Annotated in this window: 15 protein-coding genes and 1 riboswitch; of the genes, 3 read left to right on the top strand and 12 right to left on the bottom strand. The window is 69.6% G+C overall.

Going from position 1 to position 16,908, the window contains the following annotated elements:
- Window position 1 precedes the first annotated feature (1 nt).
- Entirely contained in the window at window positions 2–1,507 is a 1,506-nt protein-coding gene (locus ACFYY2_RS32750; RefSeq protein ID WP_388749804.1) for a glutamate-cysteine ligase family protein, read from the bottom strand.
- 493 nt (window positions 1,508–2,000) lie between these two features.
- Between ACFYY2_RS32750 and ACFYY2_RS32745 the strand changes: the two genes are divergently transcribed.
- Both ACFYY2_RS32745 and ACFYY2_RS32740 read left to right on the top strand, forming a co-directional pair.
- Window positions 2,001–2,597 (top strand): hypothetical protein, encoded by a 597-nt coding sequence (locus ACFYY2_RS32745; protein WP_388749802.1) that lies wholly within the window; start codon window positions 2,001–2,003, stop codon window positions 2,595–2,597.
- Between the two features lie 284 nt (window positions 2,598–2,881).
- Window positions 2,882–3,088: a DUF5999 family protein gene (locus tag ACFYY2_RS32740; RefSeq protein ID WP_388749800.1), complete on the top strand. Its 207-nt coding sequence runs from the start codon at window positions 2,882–2,884 to the stop codon at window positions 3,086–3,088.
- A 70-nt stretch (window positions 3,089–3,158) separates the two neighbouring features.
- On the opposite strand, the gene gcvP is transcribed toward ACFYY2_RS32740, so the two are convergent.
- Entirely contained in the window at window positions 3,159–6,044 is a 2,886-nt protein-coding gene (gene gcvP / locus ACFYY2_RS32735) for an aminomethyl-transferring glycine dehydrogenase (RefSeq protein WP_388749797.1), read from the bottom strand.
- A gap of 192 nt (window positions 6,045–6,236) precedes the next feature.
- A riboswitch (glycine riboswitch) is annotated at window positions 6,237–6,332 on the bottom strand.
- 134 nt (window positions 6,333–6,466) lie between these two features.
- Here gcvP and ACFYY2_RS32730 point away from each other — a divergent pair.
- The gene (locus tag ACFYY2_RS32730; RefSeq protein ID WP_388749795.1) at window positions 6,467–6,847 is read left to right on the top strand and encodes a PRC-barrel domain-containing protein; all 381 of its coding nucleotides are present in this window, start codon (window positions 6,467–6,469) and stop codon (window positions 6,845–6,847) included.
- Here ACFYY2_RS32730 and ACFYY2_RS32725 read toward each other — a convergent pair.
- From ACFYY2_RS32725 to ACFYY2_RS32680, 10 genes are all read right to left on the bottom strand, one after another.
- Complete coding sequence (locus ACFYY2_RS32725; protein ID WP_388749793.1) at window positions 6,760–8,217, bottom strand: DNA polymerase IV; 1,458 nt, start codon at window positions 8,215–8,217, stop codon at window positions 6,760–6,762. The genes ACFYY2_RS32730 and ACFYY2_RS32725 overlap by 88 nt on opposite strands.
- A gap of 75 nt (window positions 8,218–8,292) precedes the next feature.
- The gene (locus ACFYY2_RS32720; protein ID WP_327120781.1) at window positions 8,293–8,910 is read right to left on the bottom strand and encodes a MerR family transcriptional regulator; all 618 of its coding nucleotides are present in this window, start codon (window positions 8,908–8,910) and stop codon (window positions 8,293–8,295) included.
- A 169-nt stretch (window positions 8,911–9,079) separates the two neighbouring features.
- On the bottom strand, window positions 9,080–9,553 hold the full coding sequence (locus ACFYY2_RS32715; protein WP_006123076.1) for a bifunctional nuclease family protein: 474 nt from the start codon (window positions 9,551–9,553) through the stop codon (window positions 9,080–9,082).
- 53 nt (window positions 9,554–9,606) lie between these two features.
- Complete coding sequence (locus ACFYY2_RS32710) at window positions 9,607–10,350, bottom strand: MerR family transcriptional regulator (protein ID WP_388749791.1); 744 nt, start codon at window positions 10,348–10,350, stop codon at window positions 9,607–9,609.
- A 42-nt stretch (window positions 10,351–10,392) separates the two neighbouring features.
- Window positions 10,393–11,136 carry an FHA domain-containing protein gene (locus ACFYY2_RS32705; protein WP_388749789.1) on the bottom strand — a complete coding sequence of 248 codons (744 nt, stop codon included), beginning with the start codon at window positions 11,134–11,136 and terminating at the stop codon, window positions 10,393–10,395.
- A 190-nt stretch (window positions 11,137–11,326) separates the two neighbouring features.
- The gene (locus tag ACFYY2_RS32700; protein ID WP_388749787.1) at window positions 11,327–12,154 is read right to left on the bottom strand and encodes a DUF881 domain-containing protein; all 828 of its coding nucleotides are present in this window, start codon (window positions 12,152–12,154) and stop codon (window positions 11,327–11,329) included.
- A gap of 5 nt (window positions 12,155–12,159) precedes the next feature.
- A complete protein-coding gene (locus tag ACFYY2_RS32695) occupies window positions 12,160–12,492 on the bottom strand; it encodes a small basic family protein (protein ID WP_003970459.1) in 333 nt (110 codons plus the stop codon).
- Window positions 12,489–13,409, bottom strand: a complete 921-nt coding sequence (locus ACFYY2_RS32690) for a DUF881 domain-containing protein (protein WP_388749785.1) — start codon at window positions 13,407–13,409, stop codon at window positions 12,489–12,491. Before ACFYY2_RS32690 ends, ACFYY2_RS32695 begins: the two co-directional genes overlap by 4 nt.
- 97 nt (window positions 13,410–13,506) lie before the next feature.
- Window positions 13,507–16,002 (bottom strand): sugar phosphate nucleotidyltransferase, encoded by a 2,496-nt coding sequence (locus ACFYY2_RS32685; protein WP_388749783.1) that lies wholly within the window; start codon window positions 16,000–16,002, stop codon window positions 13,507–13,509.
- A 109-nt stretch (window positions 16,003–16,111) separates the two neighbouring features.
- Complete coding sequence (locus ACFYY2_RS32680) at window positions 16,112–16,720, bottom strand: CDP-alcohol phosphatidyltransferase family protein (RefSeq protein ID WP_388749781.1); 609 nt, start codon at window positions 16,718–16,720, stop codon at window positions 16,112–16,114.
- Window positions 16,721–16,908 lie beyond the last annotated feature (188 nt).

Below are 16,908 nucleotides of genomic sequence, written 5' to 3'. Positions count from 1 at the left end.
GTCAGGGGGCGGGAAAGCCGACGGGCCAGGTGTGGACCGGCTCGCCGACCTGCATCAACTCGCCGTAGCGCCGGGTGGTGGCCGCGAGCGCGCCCTCCCGTTCGAGACCGGCGTCCAGCGCGCGGTGGTAGGTGTCGACCTGCCACGAGGCACCGTTCACGCGGAGCCGGCAGCGCTCCTCGATCACCCCCAGGTAGCGGTCGCGGTCGGAGGGCTCGATGTTCCAGGCGTCGAGTCCGGCAGCGGCGAGGGGCAGCAGTTCGTCCCGTACGAGCTTGACGGCGGGCACCTTCGCCACACCTCCCGAACGGCCCGGTCGGGGCCACAGCAGTTCGGCGTCGATGCCGTGACGGCAGGCGGCGTCGAAGTTCTCCTCGGCCGCCTCGAAGGACAGCCTGGTCCAGACGGGCCGGGACTCGTCGGCGAGCGCGCGCACGAGCCCGTAGTAGAAGGCGGCGTTGGCGATGACGTCGGTGACGGTCGGCCCCGCGGGCAGGACCCGGTTCTCCACCCTGAGGTGCGGAACGCCGTCGGCCAGCCCGTACACGGGCCGGTTCCACCGGTAGACCGTGCCGTTGTGGAGGACGAGCTCGCCCAGGGCGGGCACCCCGCCCTCGTCGAGGACCCGCAGCGGCTCCTCGTCCTCGCAGATCGGCAGCAGGGGCGGGTAGTAGCGCACGTTCTCCTCGAAGAGCTCGTACGCCGAGTCGATCCAGCGCTCTCCGAACCAGGTGCGGGGCCGTACCCCCTGGTTCCTGAGCTCGGGCGGGCGCACGTCCGTGGCCTGCTGGAACAGCGGCGGCCTCGACTCTCGCCACAGTTCCTTGCCGAAGAGGAACGGGGAGTTGGCGCCGAGGGCGATCTGCACGGACGCGATGGCCTGCGCGGCGTTCCAGACGTCGGAGAAGCGGTCCGGTGTCACCTGCAGGTGCAACTGCACCGATGTGCAGGCCGATTCGGGGGCGATGGAGGCGGAGGTGGAGACCAGTCGTTCGACACCTTCGATATCGAGGACGAAATCCTCTCCGCGGGCCGCCGCCATTTGATCGTTGAGCAGGGTGTAACGATCGACGTCCGAGAGGTTCGCCGACACCACGTCGTCACGTCCGAGCGTCGGCAGGATACCGATCATCACGATCCCCGCGTCGACCTCGGCCGCCTTGCGATGGGCGTATGCGAGCCCGGTGCGCAACTCCTCGGCGAGCTGATCGAATACCCGGCCGCTCAACCGGTGCGGAAGAATGTTCACTTCCAGATTGAACATCCCCAGTTCCGTCTGGAAATCCCGGCTGGCGATGCGCTGGAGCACCTCAGCATTCCGCATCCTCGGCATGCCGTCAGAACCCGCGAGATTCAGCTCGATCTCCAGCCCCATGAGATTCCGGGGCCTGTCGAACCTCTGCTCCGACAGGAGCCTCTCCAGCCCGCTCAGGCACTGGACGAGCTTCTCGCGGTACGCCTGCCGATCGGACGGGGCGAAGGCACCCGCCACGATCTTCTCGCCCATCGAAGGGTCCCTCCTCGAGTGGGCGGCCCACGGCACAGGCCGCTCGTATCAGGATCGATAATGCCCCGCCGAGATGATCCGTAACGCCCCCGCGGCCCGCGGACTCCCAGTAGTGTGTCGACTGAGACCGGAGGCACATTCCTTCGGCATGCGGCATATGCAGTGTGCGGTGTTGCACCACAGGTGGAAACACCGATGGGTTTCAGCCTACCGCCGTGGAGGGAAAATACCTGGCGGCAGAGGTCCGGACCGGACCGAATCCACAGGAACTCCGCAATTCAAAGGCTCGAATCCGCCTTGCGCGCAATACGCGGGAAGGCTAGCCGAAACATCGTGTGAACATTTGTCGTATAAACTCTGCGAACGAGGCAGAGAGTTGACGCATCGGCCAGTCCGCCCGTCACCGGCCTTCCTCTGGCCCCGTTGCACGCCGACAGCGCCGTCTGCACCCGCCCACGCACCACCGTGTCTCCGAAGTGAGAGGCGACCCACTATGCCGCTGCATGTTTCACCGGCTCCCGCGCCCGCACTGCGCAGCGTTCTCGCGGCACTCGGTTCTCCCACCGCCGTCCGCGAAGCCCATACGCCCGCTCTCCGGTCCGTCCAGGGATCAATGAGCCCCGAACTCCCGCTCCCCGTGCACGTGCTGGACCGGATCGCGCCGCAGGAGGCGGCACCCCTGACCCGCCTCGCGGGCTGGCGGTTCCTGATCCGGGGCAAGGAACGCGCCGTCGCCGCCGCGGACACCATGCTGACCGCCGACGGCTGGACCTTCTCCCATTTCTTCGAGGGCCCGTACATCGTCTCCACCGAAATCGCCGTACGCCAGGCGGAGTCGTCGACGACGCACTACCAGCCGCGCCTGCTCTCGATCCCCGAGCTGTACATGCTCACGCTGTGGCTGCACCGCGACACCGAGGACGACGCCGGCTCCGGAGCACTCGCACCGAACGACGTGCTGGTGCCCCTGGCTCCCGCGCCTCCGGGCATCACGCCCCATCGCCCGCACCGGGTCGCCGACCTCCTGCCGGTCATGACCCTGCGCGTCACCCCGGCTCCGCTGCCCGGCCTCCTCGGCACTCCGGCCTGATCCTCGTCACCACGCCCCCGCCGGACATCCGGCGGGGGCACACGTGTACCCGGCCGGACTAGTCCGGCCGGGTCACCCCGAACCATCCGAACGGACAGTGCAGTTGGATTGAACCGTCCGGCCGGGTGATGCGTCATGGGAGGAGAACAGCAGCTGCCGCGAAATCCCTGCGGATCGACGCCCGTAGGGCAACACTGGGAACGGACCGACTTGATACGGGGACGGCCATGAACACCTCGTCCAGCCGCAGGACACTCGAATCGACGCAGCGAAAGAACCCATCCATGTGCCAGCACCAGCCACCCTGCCCGACCGCCGAATCCAACGACCGGGAGGCCGCACGCCTGATGGCCCACCACCCGGAACAGGGATGGAGCCTGCTGTGCAACGGCGTCCTGCTCTTCGAGGACACCGGCGAGCTGCTCCCGGACGGCCAGATCATCGCACCCCACCGGCCGCTGAAGAGCGGTCAGGTGGTGAAGGCCGCCTGACGGCGGCCCGGGAACACAGGGGCCGGCCCGGAGAAGTCTCCGAACCGGCCCCGACGCGTGTCCGGCCGCCCTACTGGTCGTAGGCGTCCAGCGGCGGGCAGGAGCAGACCAGGTTGCGGTCGCCGAAGGCACCGTCGATCCGGCGCACCGGCGGCCAGTACTTGTCCGAAGGCGTGACGCCCGCCGGGAAGACCGCCTCCTCACGGCTGTAGGCGTGCGTCCACTCACCGCCGAGCGCGGCCGCGGTGTGCGGGGCGTTGCTCAGCGGGTTGTCCTCGCCGCTCCAGGTGCCGTCGGCGACCTTCTCGATCTCGCCGCGAATGGCGATCATCGTGTCGCAGAACCGGTCGAGCTCCGCGAGGTCCTCGCTCTCGGTGGGCTCGATCATCAGGGTCCCCGCCACCGGGAAGGACATGGTCGGCGAGTGGAAACCGTAGTCGATCAGCCGCTTGGCGACGTCGTCGATGCTGACGCCGGTCGCCTTGGAGATGGGCCGCAGGTCGACGATGCACTCGTGCGCGACCAGACCGGCCGGGCCGTTGTACAGGATCGGGAAGTGCGGCTCCAGACGCTTGGCGATGTAGTTGGCCGCGAGCACGGCGACCTGCGTCGCCCGCTTCAGGCCCTCGCCCCCCATCAGGCGTACGTAGGCCCACGAGATCGGCAGGATGCCGGCCGAGCCCCACGGGGCGGCCGAGATCGGGCCGACACCCGTCTCCGGGCCCGCGGCGGGCTGCAGCGGGTGGTTGGGGAGGTACGGCGCCAGGTGGGCGCGCACACCGACCGGGCCGACGCCCGGGCCGCCGCCGCCGTGCGGGATGCAGAACGTCTTGTGCAGGTTGAGGTGCGAGACGTCGCCGCCGAAGTGGCCCGGCTTGGCGAGACCGACCAGGGCGTTGAGGTTGGCGCCGTCCACGTAGACCTGGCCGCCGGCGTCGTGCACCTCGCCGCAGATGTCGGCGACGTGCTCCTCGAAGACCCCGTGCGTGGAGGGGTAGGTGATCATGAGGACGGCGAGCTCGTCGCGGTGCTTCGCGATCTTGTCCCGGAGGTCCGCGATGTCGACCTCGCCGTCGTCGGCGGTCTTGACCACGACGACCTTCATTCCGGCCATCACGGCGCTCGCGGCGTTGGTGCCGTGCGCCGAGGACGGGATGAGGCAGACCGTGCGTCCGTGGTCCCCGTTGGCGCGGTGGTAGGCGCGCACGGCCAGGAGGCCGGCGAACTCGCCCTGCGAGCCGGCGTTCGGCTGGATGGAGACGGCGTCGTAACCGGTGACCTCCGCAAGGCGCTCCTCGAGCTCACGGATGAGAGTGAGGAAGCCCTGAGCCTGCTCGGCCGGCGCGAAGGGGTGCAGCGCCCCGAATTCGGGCCAGGTGATCGACTCCATCTCGGCGGTCGCGTTGAGCTTCATGGTGCAGGAGCCCAGCGGGATCATGCCGCGGTCGAGCGCGTAGTCGCGGTCGGCGAGCTTGCGCAGGTAGCGCAGCATCGCCGTCTCGGAGCGGTGCTGGTGGAAGACCGGGTGGGTGAGGACGGCGTCGGTGCGCAGCCGGGACTCGGGGAGCGCGTCGGGGGCCGAGGCGTCCAGCGCCTCGATGTCCCCCTCCGCCCCGAAGGCGGCCCAGACCGCGGAGAGCGCGCTCCGGGTGGTGGTCTCGTCGCAGGCGACGGAGACGTGGTCGGCGTCGACGAGGCGCAGGTTCACGCCACGGCCGCGCGCGGCGGCGACGACGTCGGCCGCCGCGCCGGGGACGCGGACGGTGAGGGTGTCGAAGTAGGCGTCGTGCACGACGTCGATCCCGGAGGCACGCAGTCCGCCGGCCAGGATGGCGGCGAAGCGGTGCGTGCGCCGCGCGATCGTGCGCAGACCGTCCGGCCCGTGGTAGACGGCGTACATGCCGGCCATGACCGCGAGCAGCACCTGGGCGGTGCAGATGTTGCTGGTGGCCTTCTCGCGGCGGATGTGCTGCTCGCGGGTCTGCAGGGCCAGGCGGTAGGCCTTGTTGCCGTCCGCGTCGACGGAGACGCCGACGAGGCGGCCCGGCAGGCTGCGGGCGAACTTCTCGCGGACGGCCATGAAGCCCGCGTGCGGTCCGCCGAAGCCCATGGGGACGCCGAAGCGCTGGGTGGTGCCCACCGCGATGTCCGCGCCCAGCTCGCCGGGTGACGTCAGCAGGGTCAGCGCCAGAAGGTCCGCGGCGACGGAGACGATCGCCCCGAGCTCGTGCGCCTGGTCGATGACGGGCTTGATGTCCCGCACCGCTCCGGACGCGCCCGGGTACTGGAGCAGCACGCCGAACACGCCCCGCTCGGCGATCTCGGCGGGGATGCCGGCCGAGAGGTCGGCGACGACCACCTCGACGCCGGTCGGCTCGGCGCGGGTCTCGATCACGGCGACGGTCTGCGGCAGGGTGTCGGCGTCGACCAGGAAGACACCGTCCTTCACCTTGCCGACACGCCGCGCGAGGGCCATGGCCTCCGCGGCGGCCGTGCCCTCGTCCAGGAGCGATGCACCCGAGGTCGGCAGCCCGGTGAGGTCGGCGACCATCGTCTGGAAGTTCAGCAGGGCCTCCAGCCGGCCCTGGGAGATCTCGGGCTGGTACGGCGTGTACGCCGTGTACCAGGCGGGGTTCTCCATGACGTTCCGCAGGATGACCGGCGGGGTGAACGTGCCGTAGTAGCCGAGCCCGATCATCGGGGTGAGCACCTGGTTACGGTCCGCGAGGCTCCGCAGCTCGGCCAGGACCTCGGCCTCGGTGCGCGCCGAGGGAAGATCCAGGGCCTCGGCGCTCCGGATCACGTCGGGCACGGCGGCGGCGGTGAGCTCGTCGAGGGAGCCGTAGCCGACCTGGGCCAGCATCTTCGCCTGAGCCTCGGCATCGGGCCCGATGTGACGCTGCTCGAAGGGGATGCCCTGCTCCAGCTGGGAGAGCGGAGTGCGACGGGGGGTCATGATGGAGGCCTCCTGGTCTGTCACGACCTGCGAGGGGCGCCACGGCGTGGCTGCCCGAACGGCCTCCCCCTCTGTCATCTCGACCTGAGAGCTTCACCGGCGCGCCTGCGGCACACCGGCTTTCACCGTCGGTGAGGGCGGTGCCCGTCCCGGCGCGTGCCGTACGGATTCCGTCCTGCTTTCCAGAGTGGCCTCATCCGTGCGGTACGGGGGCCTGAGAGATTCCGGGGAGGAGTTGCTCCTTCGGCGCCTCCGGATCGCTCCGAAGGACTCTCCCGCGCGGGGTCAGCAGCCGTGTTCCAGCCTACCAGCGGGCCGGGCGATGCCCGTCTCGAGTGGCCGATGCCACGGATCTGGCCTTGTGTAGTGCCTGTGGAGCAGTCGCGACCACCCCGACGCAGTTGCGAGCAGTGGGAGGCACCGTGCAGACCGACATCGATCCGCGCAGCCTGATCGGCCGCAAGGCCTTCGACCGCCTGGGGGCCAAGATCGGAACCGTGGACGAGGTCTATCTCGACGACGCGACGGGTGTACCCGAGTGGGCCGCGGTCCGCACCGGCCTGTTCACCCGGGACGCGTTCGTCCCGCTGGAGCCGAGCGAATTCGTCGACGGGACTCTCGTGATCCCCTTCGACCGGGCGCTGATCAAGGACGCTCCGGACTTCGGGGTGGGCCGCCATCTCTCCCCCGAGCAGGAACTGCAGCTCTACCGCCACTACGGGCTCGACGCCGCCCCGCCGTCCCCGTCCGCCCCGTCCGCGCCCGACAAGGACTTCGGGAAGCTGGCCGGCCAGGAGGAGTAGTCCACCGGGTCCCTCACCAGGGGAAGCGGATCGGCCGGCCGCAGCTCCGGGTCGTCGACGCGGAACGTGCGCACCCTACCCGGCGCCGTCCACGGTTCCTCGAACCGCACGGTGACCCGGCCGACGCCGCTGCCCTGCACCCAACCGTGTCCGTGCGCCTCGTGGCGCACGTCGTGCCCGGCGGGCCAGCGGCGGGCGGCGAGTGACGCGGCGCCGTCCGGGGCCGCGTCCTCGGTCGTGACGACCGGGTCGGCGGTGACGGTGTCGGCCGCGGCGGACACCTCGGCCTGCTCCGCCTCCGCGGCCTGGGCGAACAGATCCTCCTGCGTGAAGTCCGCGAGCCCCGTGACACCGACCCCGAGCAGCCGTACGCCGCCGGTGGTGTCCACGGCCTCCAGGAGCCTCGCCGCGGCCTCCCGGACCACCCCTGGGTCGTCGGTGGGGCCACGCAGGGTCTCGGATCTGGTGAGCGTCGAGAAGTCGTAGCGGCGCACCTTGAGCACGACGGTCCGTCCGGACCGCCCGGCACCGCGCAGCCGCTGCACACAGCGGTCCGCCAGACGCTCCACCTCGGTCCTGACCCGCACACGGTCGTGCAGGTCGACGTCGAAGGTGTCCTCGACCGACACGGACTTCGCGTCGCGCTCGGCGACGACGGGCCGGTCGTCGAAGCCCTGGGCCATGCGGTGGAGGGCGACCCCGTGGGCCTTGCCCAGCAGGCGCACGAGCTCCGCCTCACCGGCTTCCGCGAGGTCCTCGACGACCGTCATCCCGGCACGCCGGAGATGGTCGGCGGTGGCGGGCCCCACGCCGGGGAGGATCCGCACCGGCTTCGGCGCGAGGAGCCCGCGCTCGGTGCCCGGCTCGATCAGCATCAGTCCGTCGGGCTTCGCCTCCTCCGAGGCGATCTTGGCCAGCATCTTGGACCCGGCCAGGCCGACTGATCCGCTGAGTCCGGTGACCGCCCTGATGACCGTGCGCAGCTCCACGCCGAGGGCCCGGGCCGAAGCGGAGTCGTCGGCGACTCCGCCGGCCTCCAGATCGACGAAGGCCTCGTCGAGGCTGAGCGGCTCGACGAGCGGTGAGAGCCGGCCGAGCAGTTCCATCACCTGGTCGCTGACGGCCCGGTACAGCGAGAAGCGCGGGACCAGGTACGCCGCGTTGGGGGCCAGCCGCCTGGCCTGCGCCATGGGCATCGCGGAGTGCACACCCAGGCGCCGGGCCTCGTAGGACGCGGTGGCGACGACGCCGCGCATGCCGAGACCGCCCACCACCACCGGCTTGCCGCGCAGGCTGGGCTTCGCCGCCTGCTCCGCAGAGGCGTAGAAGGCATCCATGTCCAGATGCAGGATGGTGGGCACGGGTCTCACAGGGACCGATGCTGCCCTACGCCACTGACAACCGCCCCGCACGGCACGTGCGGGGCGGTCGGGGAAGGTGCCTCGTCAGCCCGCGCGGTTGCGCCGCCGGGCCAGCTCGTCGGCCGGGTTGTTGCCGACCAGCGTCTCGCCGGTGTCGATGCGCTCGCCGTGGAGCTGTGAGAGCGCCACGTCCACGTCCCGCCAGACGACGCCGACGGCGATGCCGAAGACCCCCTGTCCCCCCTGGAGAAGACTGACGACCTCGTCCGGCGAGGAGCACTCGTAGACGGTCGCCCCGTCGCTCATGAGGGTCATCCGCTCAAGGTCCGTGAACCCACGGGCCCGCAGATGCTGAACGGTCGTGCGGATGTTCTGGAGCGCCACACCGGTGTCCAGGAACCGCTTGACGATCTTGAGGAGTACGACGTCCCTGAAACTGTAGAGACGCTGCGTCCCGGAGCCGTACGCCGGACGCACGCTCGGTTCCACGAGCCCCGTGCGCGCCCAGTAATCGAGCTGACGGTAGGTGATCCCGGCCGCCGCGCACGCTGTGGGCCCCCGATAGCCGATGTCCCCTGCCACTGCCACACCGTCCGCTGCCACCACCGCCGGCTGAACCGGCTGTCTGATGGAGTGGCCGGCCGCACTGCCGTGCTGCCGGTACGGCCCACCCTCAGCCGTACCGTCGCCGCTGCTTCTCACGCCGACCTCCGTCCTTGACCTGCCATCTCGAAGGTAGGCAGTCACCAGGGGTGCGTCAACGATCGCCACACTCGGCACGCCGAGTGATAATCACCCTGAGGGTGGTTTCCCGTGACTGATTTGCGGGAACGGCTTGTCGGATGCGCTGATGCCGGCCGCCGACGCACGGTCACTGGCTGTTGGTACCGAAATCCTCCGGCGAGATCTGGTCGAGGAACTCGCGGAACTTCTCCACCTCGTCCTCCTGCTCGTCGGGAATGGCGATGCCGGCGTCGTCCAGCACACCGTCACTGCCGTAGATCGGCGTGCCGGTGCGCAGGGCGAGCGCTATGGCGTCGGAAGGCCGCGCGCTCACCTCGACACCGCTGGCAAAGACCAGCTCCGCGTAGAAGACCCCTTCCCGGAGGTCCGTGATCCGGACCTCGGTGAGCTCCTGGCCCACGGCCTCGAGCACGTCCTTGAAGAGATCATGGGTCAGCGGCCTGGCCGGAGCCATGCCCTGCTGGGCGAAGGCGATCGCGGTCGCTTCACCAGGGCCGATCCAAATAGGGAGGTACCGGTCGCCTCCCACTTCACGCAGGAGCACGATCGGCTGGTTGGAGGGCATTTCCACCCGGACACCCACAACGTCGAGCTCGTTCACACAGCAACCCTAGGACGTGCTCGCCATGTTTGGATAGTCGGGCTCCTCCGGGCTCAGTGGAACCCGGCTTTCAGCGCCGTCTGCACGAGCGCGGCATGGAGCCGGACCGACAGATCCGCGAGCTCCCTCGCGGTGGCCTCCGCGTGTGCCCTGGTCTGCGGATTCCTGTGGCGGCGCAAGGGTGCGACCACCTGCTCGACCAGGCCGGCCTCACGCTCGGCCGCGGCCTTCACGGCCCGCAGATGCCGAGGTTCCAGGCCGAAACGGCCCAGATCCGCCACCAGCCTGGCGACGGTCACCGCTTCGGCGTCGTAGCTGCCCCCCGCCGCGGGGACGACGAGGCCGTACGCCTCCCACTCGACGAGCTGCTCCTCGCTGATCTCGGCGGCCGCCAGGAGCTCGGAGCGCCCGACACGGGAGGCGGTGACCCGTCCGGCGTCCTGGTCCCACGGGGCGTCGCCGGGCTCACCGGGGCCGCCCCCGGAGGGCAGAGATGCCTGCTCACCGCGCTCCAGGGCGTCCAGGTGCTCCCGGATGACCTTGAGCGGCAGATAGTGGTCCCGCTGCATCCGCAGGACCTGGGCCAGCCGCTCGACGTCGGCGGGACAGAACTTCCGGTAGCCCGATGGTGTCCGCTCCGGCTCGACGAGCCCTTCCGCCTCCAGGAAGCGGATCTTGGAGATGGTGACTTCGGGGAACTCGTCGCGCAGCTGGAGGAGCACCGTGCCGATGCTCATCGCGCGCTCGACCGCGGCGGCGGTGCCGTGACCGGCACCGCCTGTCGGTGTTCGCAGCATGGACCTTCCTGGGGGTCCCCCCGGACCGGGTCCGGGGAAGGGTCACACGCCGCGCTGGCTCGCGTAGAAGACCAGTCGGTACTTCCCGATCTGGACTTCGTCGCCGTTGGACAGCGCGACGGAATCGATGCGCTCACGGTTGACGTAGGTGCCGTTGAGGCTGCCGACGTCGCCCACGGTGAAACTACCGTCCGGATTCCTGTGGAACTCCACATGGCGCCGCGACACGGTCACGTCGTCCAGGAAGATGTCCCCCTGCGGGTGCCGGCCGGCCGTCGTCAGGTCGCCGTCCAGCAGGAAGCGGCTGCCTGAGTTGGGGCCGCGCCGGACCACCAGGAGGGCGGATCCCGCGGGCAGGGCGTCGACCGCGGCCTGGGCCTCCGGCGAGAGCGACGGAAGGACCGTCTGGCCCGTCGCCTCGGCCTCGTACGCCTCGATGCCGGAGATCGAGATCGTCGACGTCGTCTCCGAGGCGCGCTCGGGGATTCCGCCCCGCAGCGGCGCACCGCAGTTGGAACAGAAACGGCCGGCCTCGGCATTGCCGTGCCCGCACCTCGGACAGACCAGCCCTCCGCCTGCTGACGGGCCCCCGAAGCCTATGCGCCCTGCACCGGCGGGACCGCCGGACGACGCGCCTGACCCGCCGGGGGCACCCGGCATCTCATCGCGGAAGAGCGGGCGCTCCGTGCCCTGCTCCTCGGCTCCCTGGCGCGGGGCGCGGTGGCGGGCAGCACTGCCGCTGTCCTCGCGGGAGCTCTTTCCGAACAACTTCGCAAACAACTTCACGGGCGTTTCCCCTTGACCGAAATAGACCCGCCCGTGGGGCAGGACGAACCCTGAACGAACACACCTGCCGACCCGGACATCTTCACAACGTCCGTGTCCACCCGACAGTTTCCACCACGGGCCACCGATCCGTTGCGCCGACCCCCCGCAACCTCGTACCCATGTCCTTCGACCACTGTGCACCAGGTCCTCACCGGGACGACGACCGAGCGTAATCAGGCTGCTTCGCCGGACGCAAGGCATCGACGACGATGTCCTCGGCGCGGGCCACTTCCGCCGTGGCCTGCTCCTTCTCCAGCGTCTGGACCACACCGCCGGGGATGTTGAGGGCGGGCTCGAGGTCCTGCGGCTTGCCGATGACCTTGAATTCGTACGGAGCCTCGATCCTGCGGCCGTCGATCCTCAGGTCTCCCCCGTCACCGGAGAAGTACGTGTTGGCGACCACCCGGACCCCGTTGATCTCGATGGCCTCCGCACCCGCGGCACGCAGTTCCTGGATGGTGTCCAGGAGCATGTCGGGCTCGACCGCACCGCTCGGGTCGCTGATGGTCAGCGTGATCCCGGGGCCGTGCGCCGCCACCGTACCGGCGAGGATACCGAGCTGGCGCTCCTTCTCCAGCGTCTGCTTACGGGCCTCCTCCGCCTGGTCGGAGCTGTTCTCCAGCTCCGTGCGCTGGTCGTCGAGGCGCTGCTTCTCGTCCTCCAGGCGCTGCGTGCGGTTGTCGAGCTCGTCGAGGATGCGCACCAGGTCCTCCTGGCGGGCGCCCCGCAGCGCGCTGTTGTCGCTGTTCGACCGGACCTGGATCGCGAGACCCAGACCGAGGACGAACAGGAGGAGAGCGACGATCAGTTGGGCCCTGCTCACTCTGGGTGGCCAGAGCCCGGCCCTCAGCCGCTGACGGCCGGAGACGCCCTCGGCCGGAGACGGCGGCGGAGGCGGGGGCGGCGGGGGCTCGGGCGCCTCGGGAGGGAGCGCGCCGGGCCGATCCTCACTGCTCGGGTGCTGTTCGCTGCTCATCGGCCTCAAGCCCGGAAGACGTGGCGGCGGATCGCCGCGGCGTTGGAGAAGATACGGATACCGAGCACGACCACCACACCGGTGGAGAGCTGCGCGCCGACACCCAGTTTGTCGCCGAGGAAGACGATCAGGGCCGCCACCACGACGTTCGACAGGAACGACACCACGAAGACCTTGTCCACGAAGATCCCGTCGAGCATGGCCCGCAGGCCGCCGAAGACGGCGTCCAGTGCCGCCACGACGGCGATCGGCAGGTACGGCTCGACCACCGCCGGCACTTCGGGCCGGACCAACAGTCCGACCACGACTCCCACGACGAGGCCCAGTACGGCGATCACGATGTGCCCTTCCCTGAGTCTGCCGCACCACTGCCCGTGTCTGCGGCCTGAGGCTCTGCTGTACGTACGATCAGGCTGGGCGCGGCAGGCAGACGCACCTTCTCCTGGGCGGAGATGCTGGTGCGGATGTCGAAGCTCTCTTGCAGCGCCTGCAGATAGAGACCGTCCGCGCTGTCGCGGAACGTGCTGACGAGCTTCTTCCCGTCCCCCACCGCGAGCACCGTGTACGGCGGTACCAGCGGCCTGTTGTCGACCAGTATGGCGTCGCCCGCGGCGCGGATCGCCGACAGGGCGGTCAACCGTTGCCCGTTGATGGCGACGGCCTCCGCTCCGGACTGCCAGAGGCCGTTGACGACGCGCTGCATGTCCCGGTCGCGCACCCGCCCGGTGTCGGCGAATCCGGTGGACTCACGCGGACCGCCACCCCCCTGGTCGGTGTCCTCGGCGTCGTCGACGACCAGTTTGACGCCGGGCCCCTCGACCGGGGTCGCACCGGAGAGCAGGGCCACGAGCCCGCCCTGGTCTCCGCCGTGCTGTTCGAGGGCCTTGCGCTGCCGCTCGCCGACGTCCTCGCGCAGGGCCTCGACGTCCTTCTCCAGCGCGTCCGCCGTGGACGTCTCGGCATTGACGCGGTCGATGAGCTCCTCGCGCTCCTTGGCCAGGACCGGCGCCGCGACCCGGGCCTCGGCGGCGCCGAGGGTCACCACGAGGGCGGCGAGCACCAGACCCGCGCCGAGACCGAGCTTCGCCTTGAGCGTGCGCGGCAGCCCGGCGCTTCCGTCCGCCCTGCGGCGTGCCGAGGCCTCGGCGTATCCCTCGTCGAGGCTGTGCTCCATCACCGTGGTCAGCAGCGACATGGACGCGTCGGGGCGGGGAGGCGGCGTTGCGCTACTCCGATCGGGGGGCGGCTGCGACATGCCGCACATCGTCGCACGTCATGGCTGCCGCCGCCGAATGCCCCCGCCATCGGCCCGGAAGCCGCCCTGCAGGGGCCTCCGGGCCGTGCTCACCGGCTCAGTCGCCCGCGCTGTCCACGACGGCCGCCCACTCGTCGAGGAGCGCCTGCGTAGCCGCTTCGTCGGGTCCTTCGGCCCACAGGTGGGTGACCGCCTCGGACGGGTCCGGAAGCACCATCACCCAGCGGCCGTCGGTCTCGACGACCCGGACACCGTCGGTGGTGTCCACGCTGCGCTCACCGGCCGCCTCGACGACCCGGCGCATGACGAGGCCCTTGACCGCCCACGGGGTCGCGAGGTCCCGGCGCAGCACATGGGCGCGGGGAATACGTGCGTCGATCTGGCTGAGCGTGAGCTGCGTCCTCGCCACCAGACCGATGAGCCTGACGAAGGCGGCGGCACCGTCGAAGACGCTGCTGAACTCCGGGACGATGAAACCGCCCCGGCCGTCACCGCCGAAGATGGTGGAGTCCTCCCGGCCCACCCGGGTCAGGTCGTCGGGGGACGTGGTCGTCCACTCCACCTGCGTGCCGTGATAGGCCGCGACCTGTTCGGCGACGCGCGTGGTCGTCACCGGCAGCGCCACGCGTCCGCTCCGCCGTTCCGCCGCCACGAGGTCGAGCATGACCAGCAGCGCCCGGTCGTCCTCGATGATGCGACCGCGCTCGTCCACCAGCGAGAGCCGTTCGCCGACCGGGTCGAACCGCACGCCGAAGGCGGCACGCGCGGACGACACGATCTCGCCGAGACGCACCAGGCCGGCCCTGCGCGACTCCGCGGACTCGGTGGGCCGGGACTCGTCGAGCCCGGGATTGATCGTGAGGGCGTCCACGCCGAGTCGACCGAGCAGGCTGGGCAGGACGAGCCCGGCACTGCCGTTGGAGGCGTCCACGACGACCTTGAGCCCGGCGTCGGCGATGCCCGCGGTGTCCACGTTGCGGAGCAGGGAGCCCGTGTAGGAGTCGAAGACGCTCGACGGGAAGTACAGGTCCCCGATCTCGCCGGGGAAGGCCCTGCGGTACTCCTGACGTGCGTAGACCCGGTCCAGCTTGCGCTGCCGCGCCTGGGAGAGATCGGCTCCCCGCTCGTCGAAGAACATGATGTCGACCGAGTCGGGCACGCCCGGTGACGTACGGATCATGATCCCGCCGGCACTGCCCCTCGCGGTCTGCTGACGCGCGACGGGCAGCGGCACGTTCTCGAGGTCGCGCACGTCGATGGCGCTGGCCTGCAGTGCCGAGATGACGGCTCTCTTCAGTGCGCGGGCGCCGCGGGAGTGGTCACGCGCGGTGGTGACCGTCGCGCCCTTCTTCAGCGTCGTCGCGTACGCACCGGCGAGCCGGACGGCGAGCTCCGGCGTGATTTCGACGTTGAGGATTCCGGAGACCCCGCGGGCTCCGAAGAGATGGGCCTGTCCGCGGGACTCCCAGATCACCGACGTGTTGACGAAGGCGCCGGCTTCGATGGTCTTGAACGGATAGACCCGGACGTTGCCCTGGATGATCGATTCTTCGCCGACGAGACACTCGTCGCCGATGACCGCGCCGTCCTCGATGCGGGCGGCCCGCATGACATCGGTGTTCTTCCCGATGACACAGCCGCGGAGATTGCTGTGCTCACCCACGTAGACGTTGTCGTGGACCACCGCCCGGTGCAGGAACGCACCGGATTTCACCACGACGTTCGATCCGATCACGGTGTGCTCGCGGACCTCGGCGCCCGCTTCGACCTTGGCGTAGTCACCGATGTACAGCGGGCCCCGGAGCACGGCGTCCGGGTGGACCTCGGCACCTTCCGCGACCCAGACCCCGGGGGAGATCTCGAAGCCGTCCAGCTCCACGTCGACCTTGCGCTCGAGCACGTCGGCCTGGGCCTTCACGTAGCTCTCGTGCGTGCCCACGTCCTCCCAGTAGCCCTCCGCGATGTAGCCGCAGATGAGCTTTCCGTCCTTCATGAGCTGGGGGAACACGTCGCCCGACCAGTCCACGGAGGTGTCGGCCTGGACGTAGTCGAATACCTCGGGCTCCATGACGTAGATACCCGTGTTCACGGTGTCCGAGAAGACCTGGCCCCAGGTCGGCTTTTCGAGGAAACGCTCTACCTTGCCCTCCTCGTCCACGATGGTGATCCCGAATTCCAGGGGGTTCGGGACCCGGGTCAGGCACACCGTGACGAGTGCGCCCTTCTCCTTGTGGAAAGCGATGAGATCGGTGAGATCGAAATCGGTGAGCGCGTCGCCGGAAATGACGAGGAAGGTGTCGTCCTTGAGGGCTTCCTCGGCATTCTTCACGCTGCCCGCGGTGCCGAGTGGCTTCTCCTCGTTGGCGTAGCTGAGCTCCATCCCGAGTTCTTCGCCGTCGCCGAAGTAGTTCTTGACGAGAGAGGCGAGGAACTGGACGGTGACGACGGTCTCATTGAGCCCATGGCGTTTGAGCAGCCTCAGCACGTGCTCCATGATGGGCCGATTGGCCACGGGCAGGAGCGGCTTGGGCATGCTCGAAGTCATGGGGCGAAGGCGTGTGCCTTCGCCGCCTGCCATCACGACGGCCTTCATGTCGGTAACGTCCTCCTCGAAGAGACGACGGTCGAGCCGACTTCACCCGTCGGGGCAGCACCGGCGGGCGGTGCGGGCCGGCGACTCTGCACGGCGCCACGACAACGGGCTAGTCGGCTGCTGCGTCCGCCTTGACCAGACGGCGGACCTGGACCACGTAGAGGATCCCTGCCCACCAATAGAGGGTTGTACCCCATCCGGCGAACGCCCATCCGAAAATCGTACCCAGCGAAGCCAGCCAACCACTTCCGTCACTGAGCAGCAACAAGGGGAAGGCGTACATCAGGTTGAAGGTCGCGGCTTTGCCGAGGAAGTTCACCTGGGGCGGCGGGTAGCCGTGCCTGCGCAGGATTCCCACCATGACGAGCAACATCAGCTCGCGGGCGAGGAGTGCGGCCGTCAGCCAGAGCGGCAGGATCTCGCGCCAGGTGAGTCCGACGAGGGTGGACAGAATGTAGAGGCGGTCGGCAGCCGGGTCCAGGAGCCGGCCCAGACTGCTGATCTGATTCCACTTACGGGCGAGCTTGCCGTCGAGGTAGTCACTGACACCGCTCAGCATCAGTACCAGCAGGGCCCAGCCATCGCTGTTGGGCCCCCCGAACACGGGACGCAGAATCAGCCACAGGAAAAGCGGTACGCCGACGAGGCGAGCCATGCTGAGGATGTTGGGGATGGTGAGTACTCGGTCCGTCTGAACTCGAGTCTCCTGGACCTCCACCCGGGGGCCTCCTGTGAAGAACGTGCCAATGATGCCCCCTGACCCTACCCTCAGTCCTCGGGCGCCGGTGCACAGGGGGGCGACAGCCGGCCCGGAACGCAGAAAAGCCCCGTGCCACAAGGGCACGGGGCTTTCCCGGAATAATTGTTCGGCGGCGTCCTACTCTCCCACAGGGTCCCCCCTGCAGT

The organism is Streptomyces sp. NPDC001822 (assembly GCF_042892135.1).
In the GTDB taxonomy this organism is placed as follows: Bacteria; Actinomycetota; Actinomycetes; order Streptomycetales; family Streptomycetaceae; genus Streptomyces.
The sequence above is the reverse complement of the archived record's forward strand: the minus strand, read 5'-3'. Positions and strand labels throughout refer to the sequence as shown.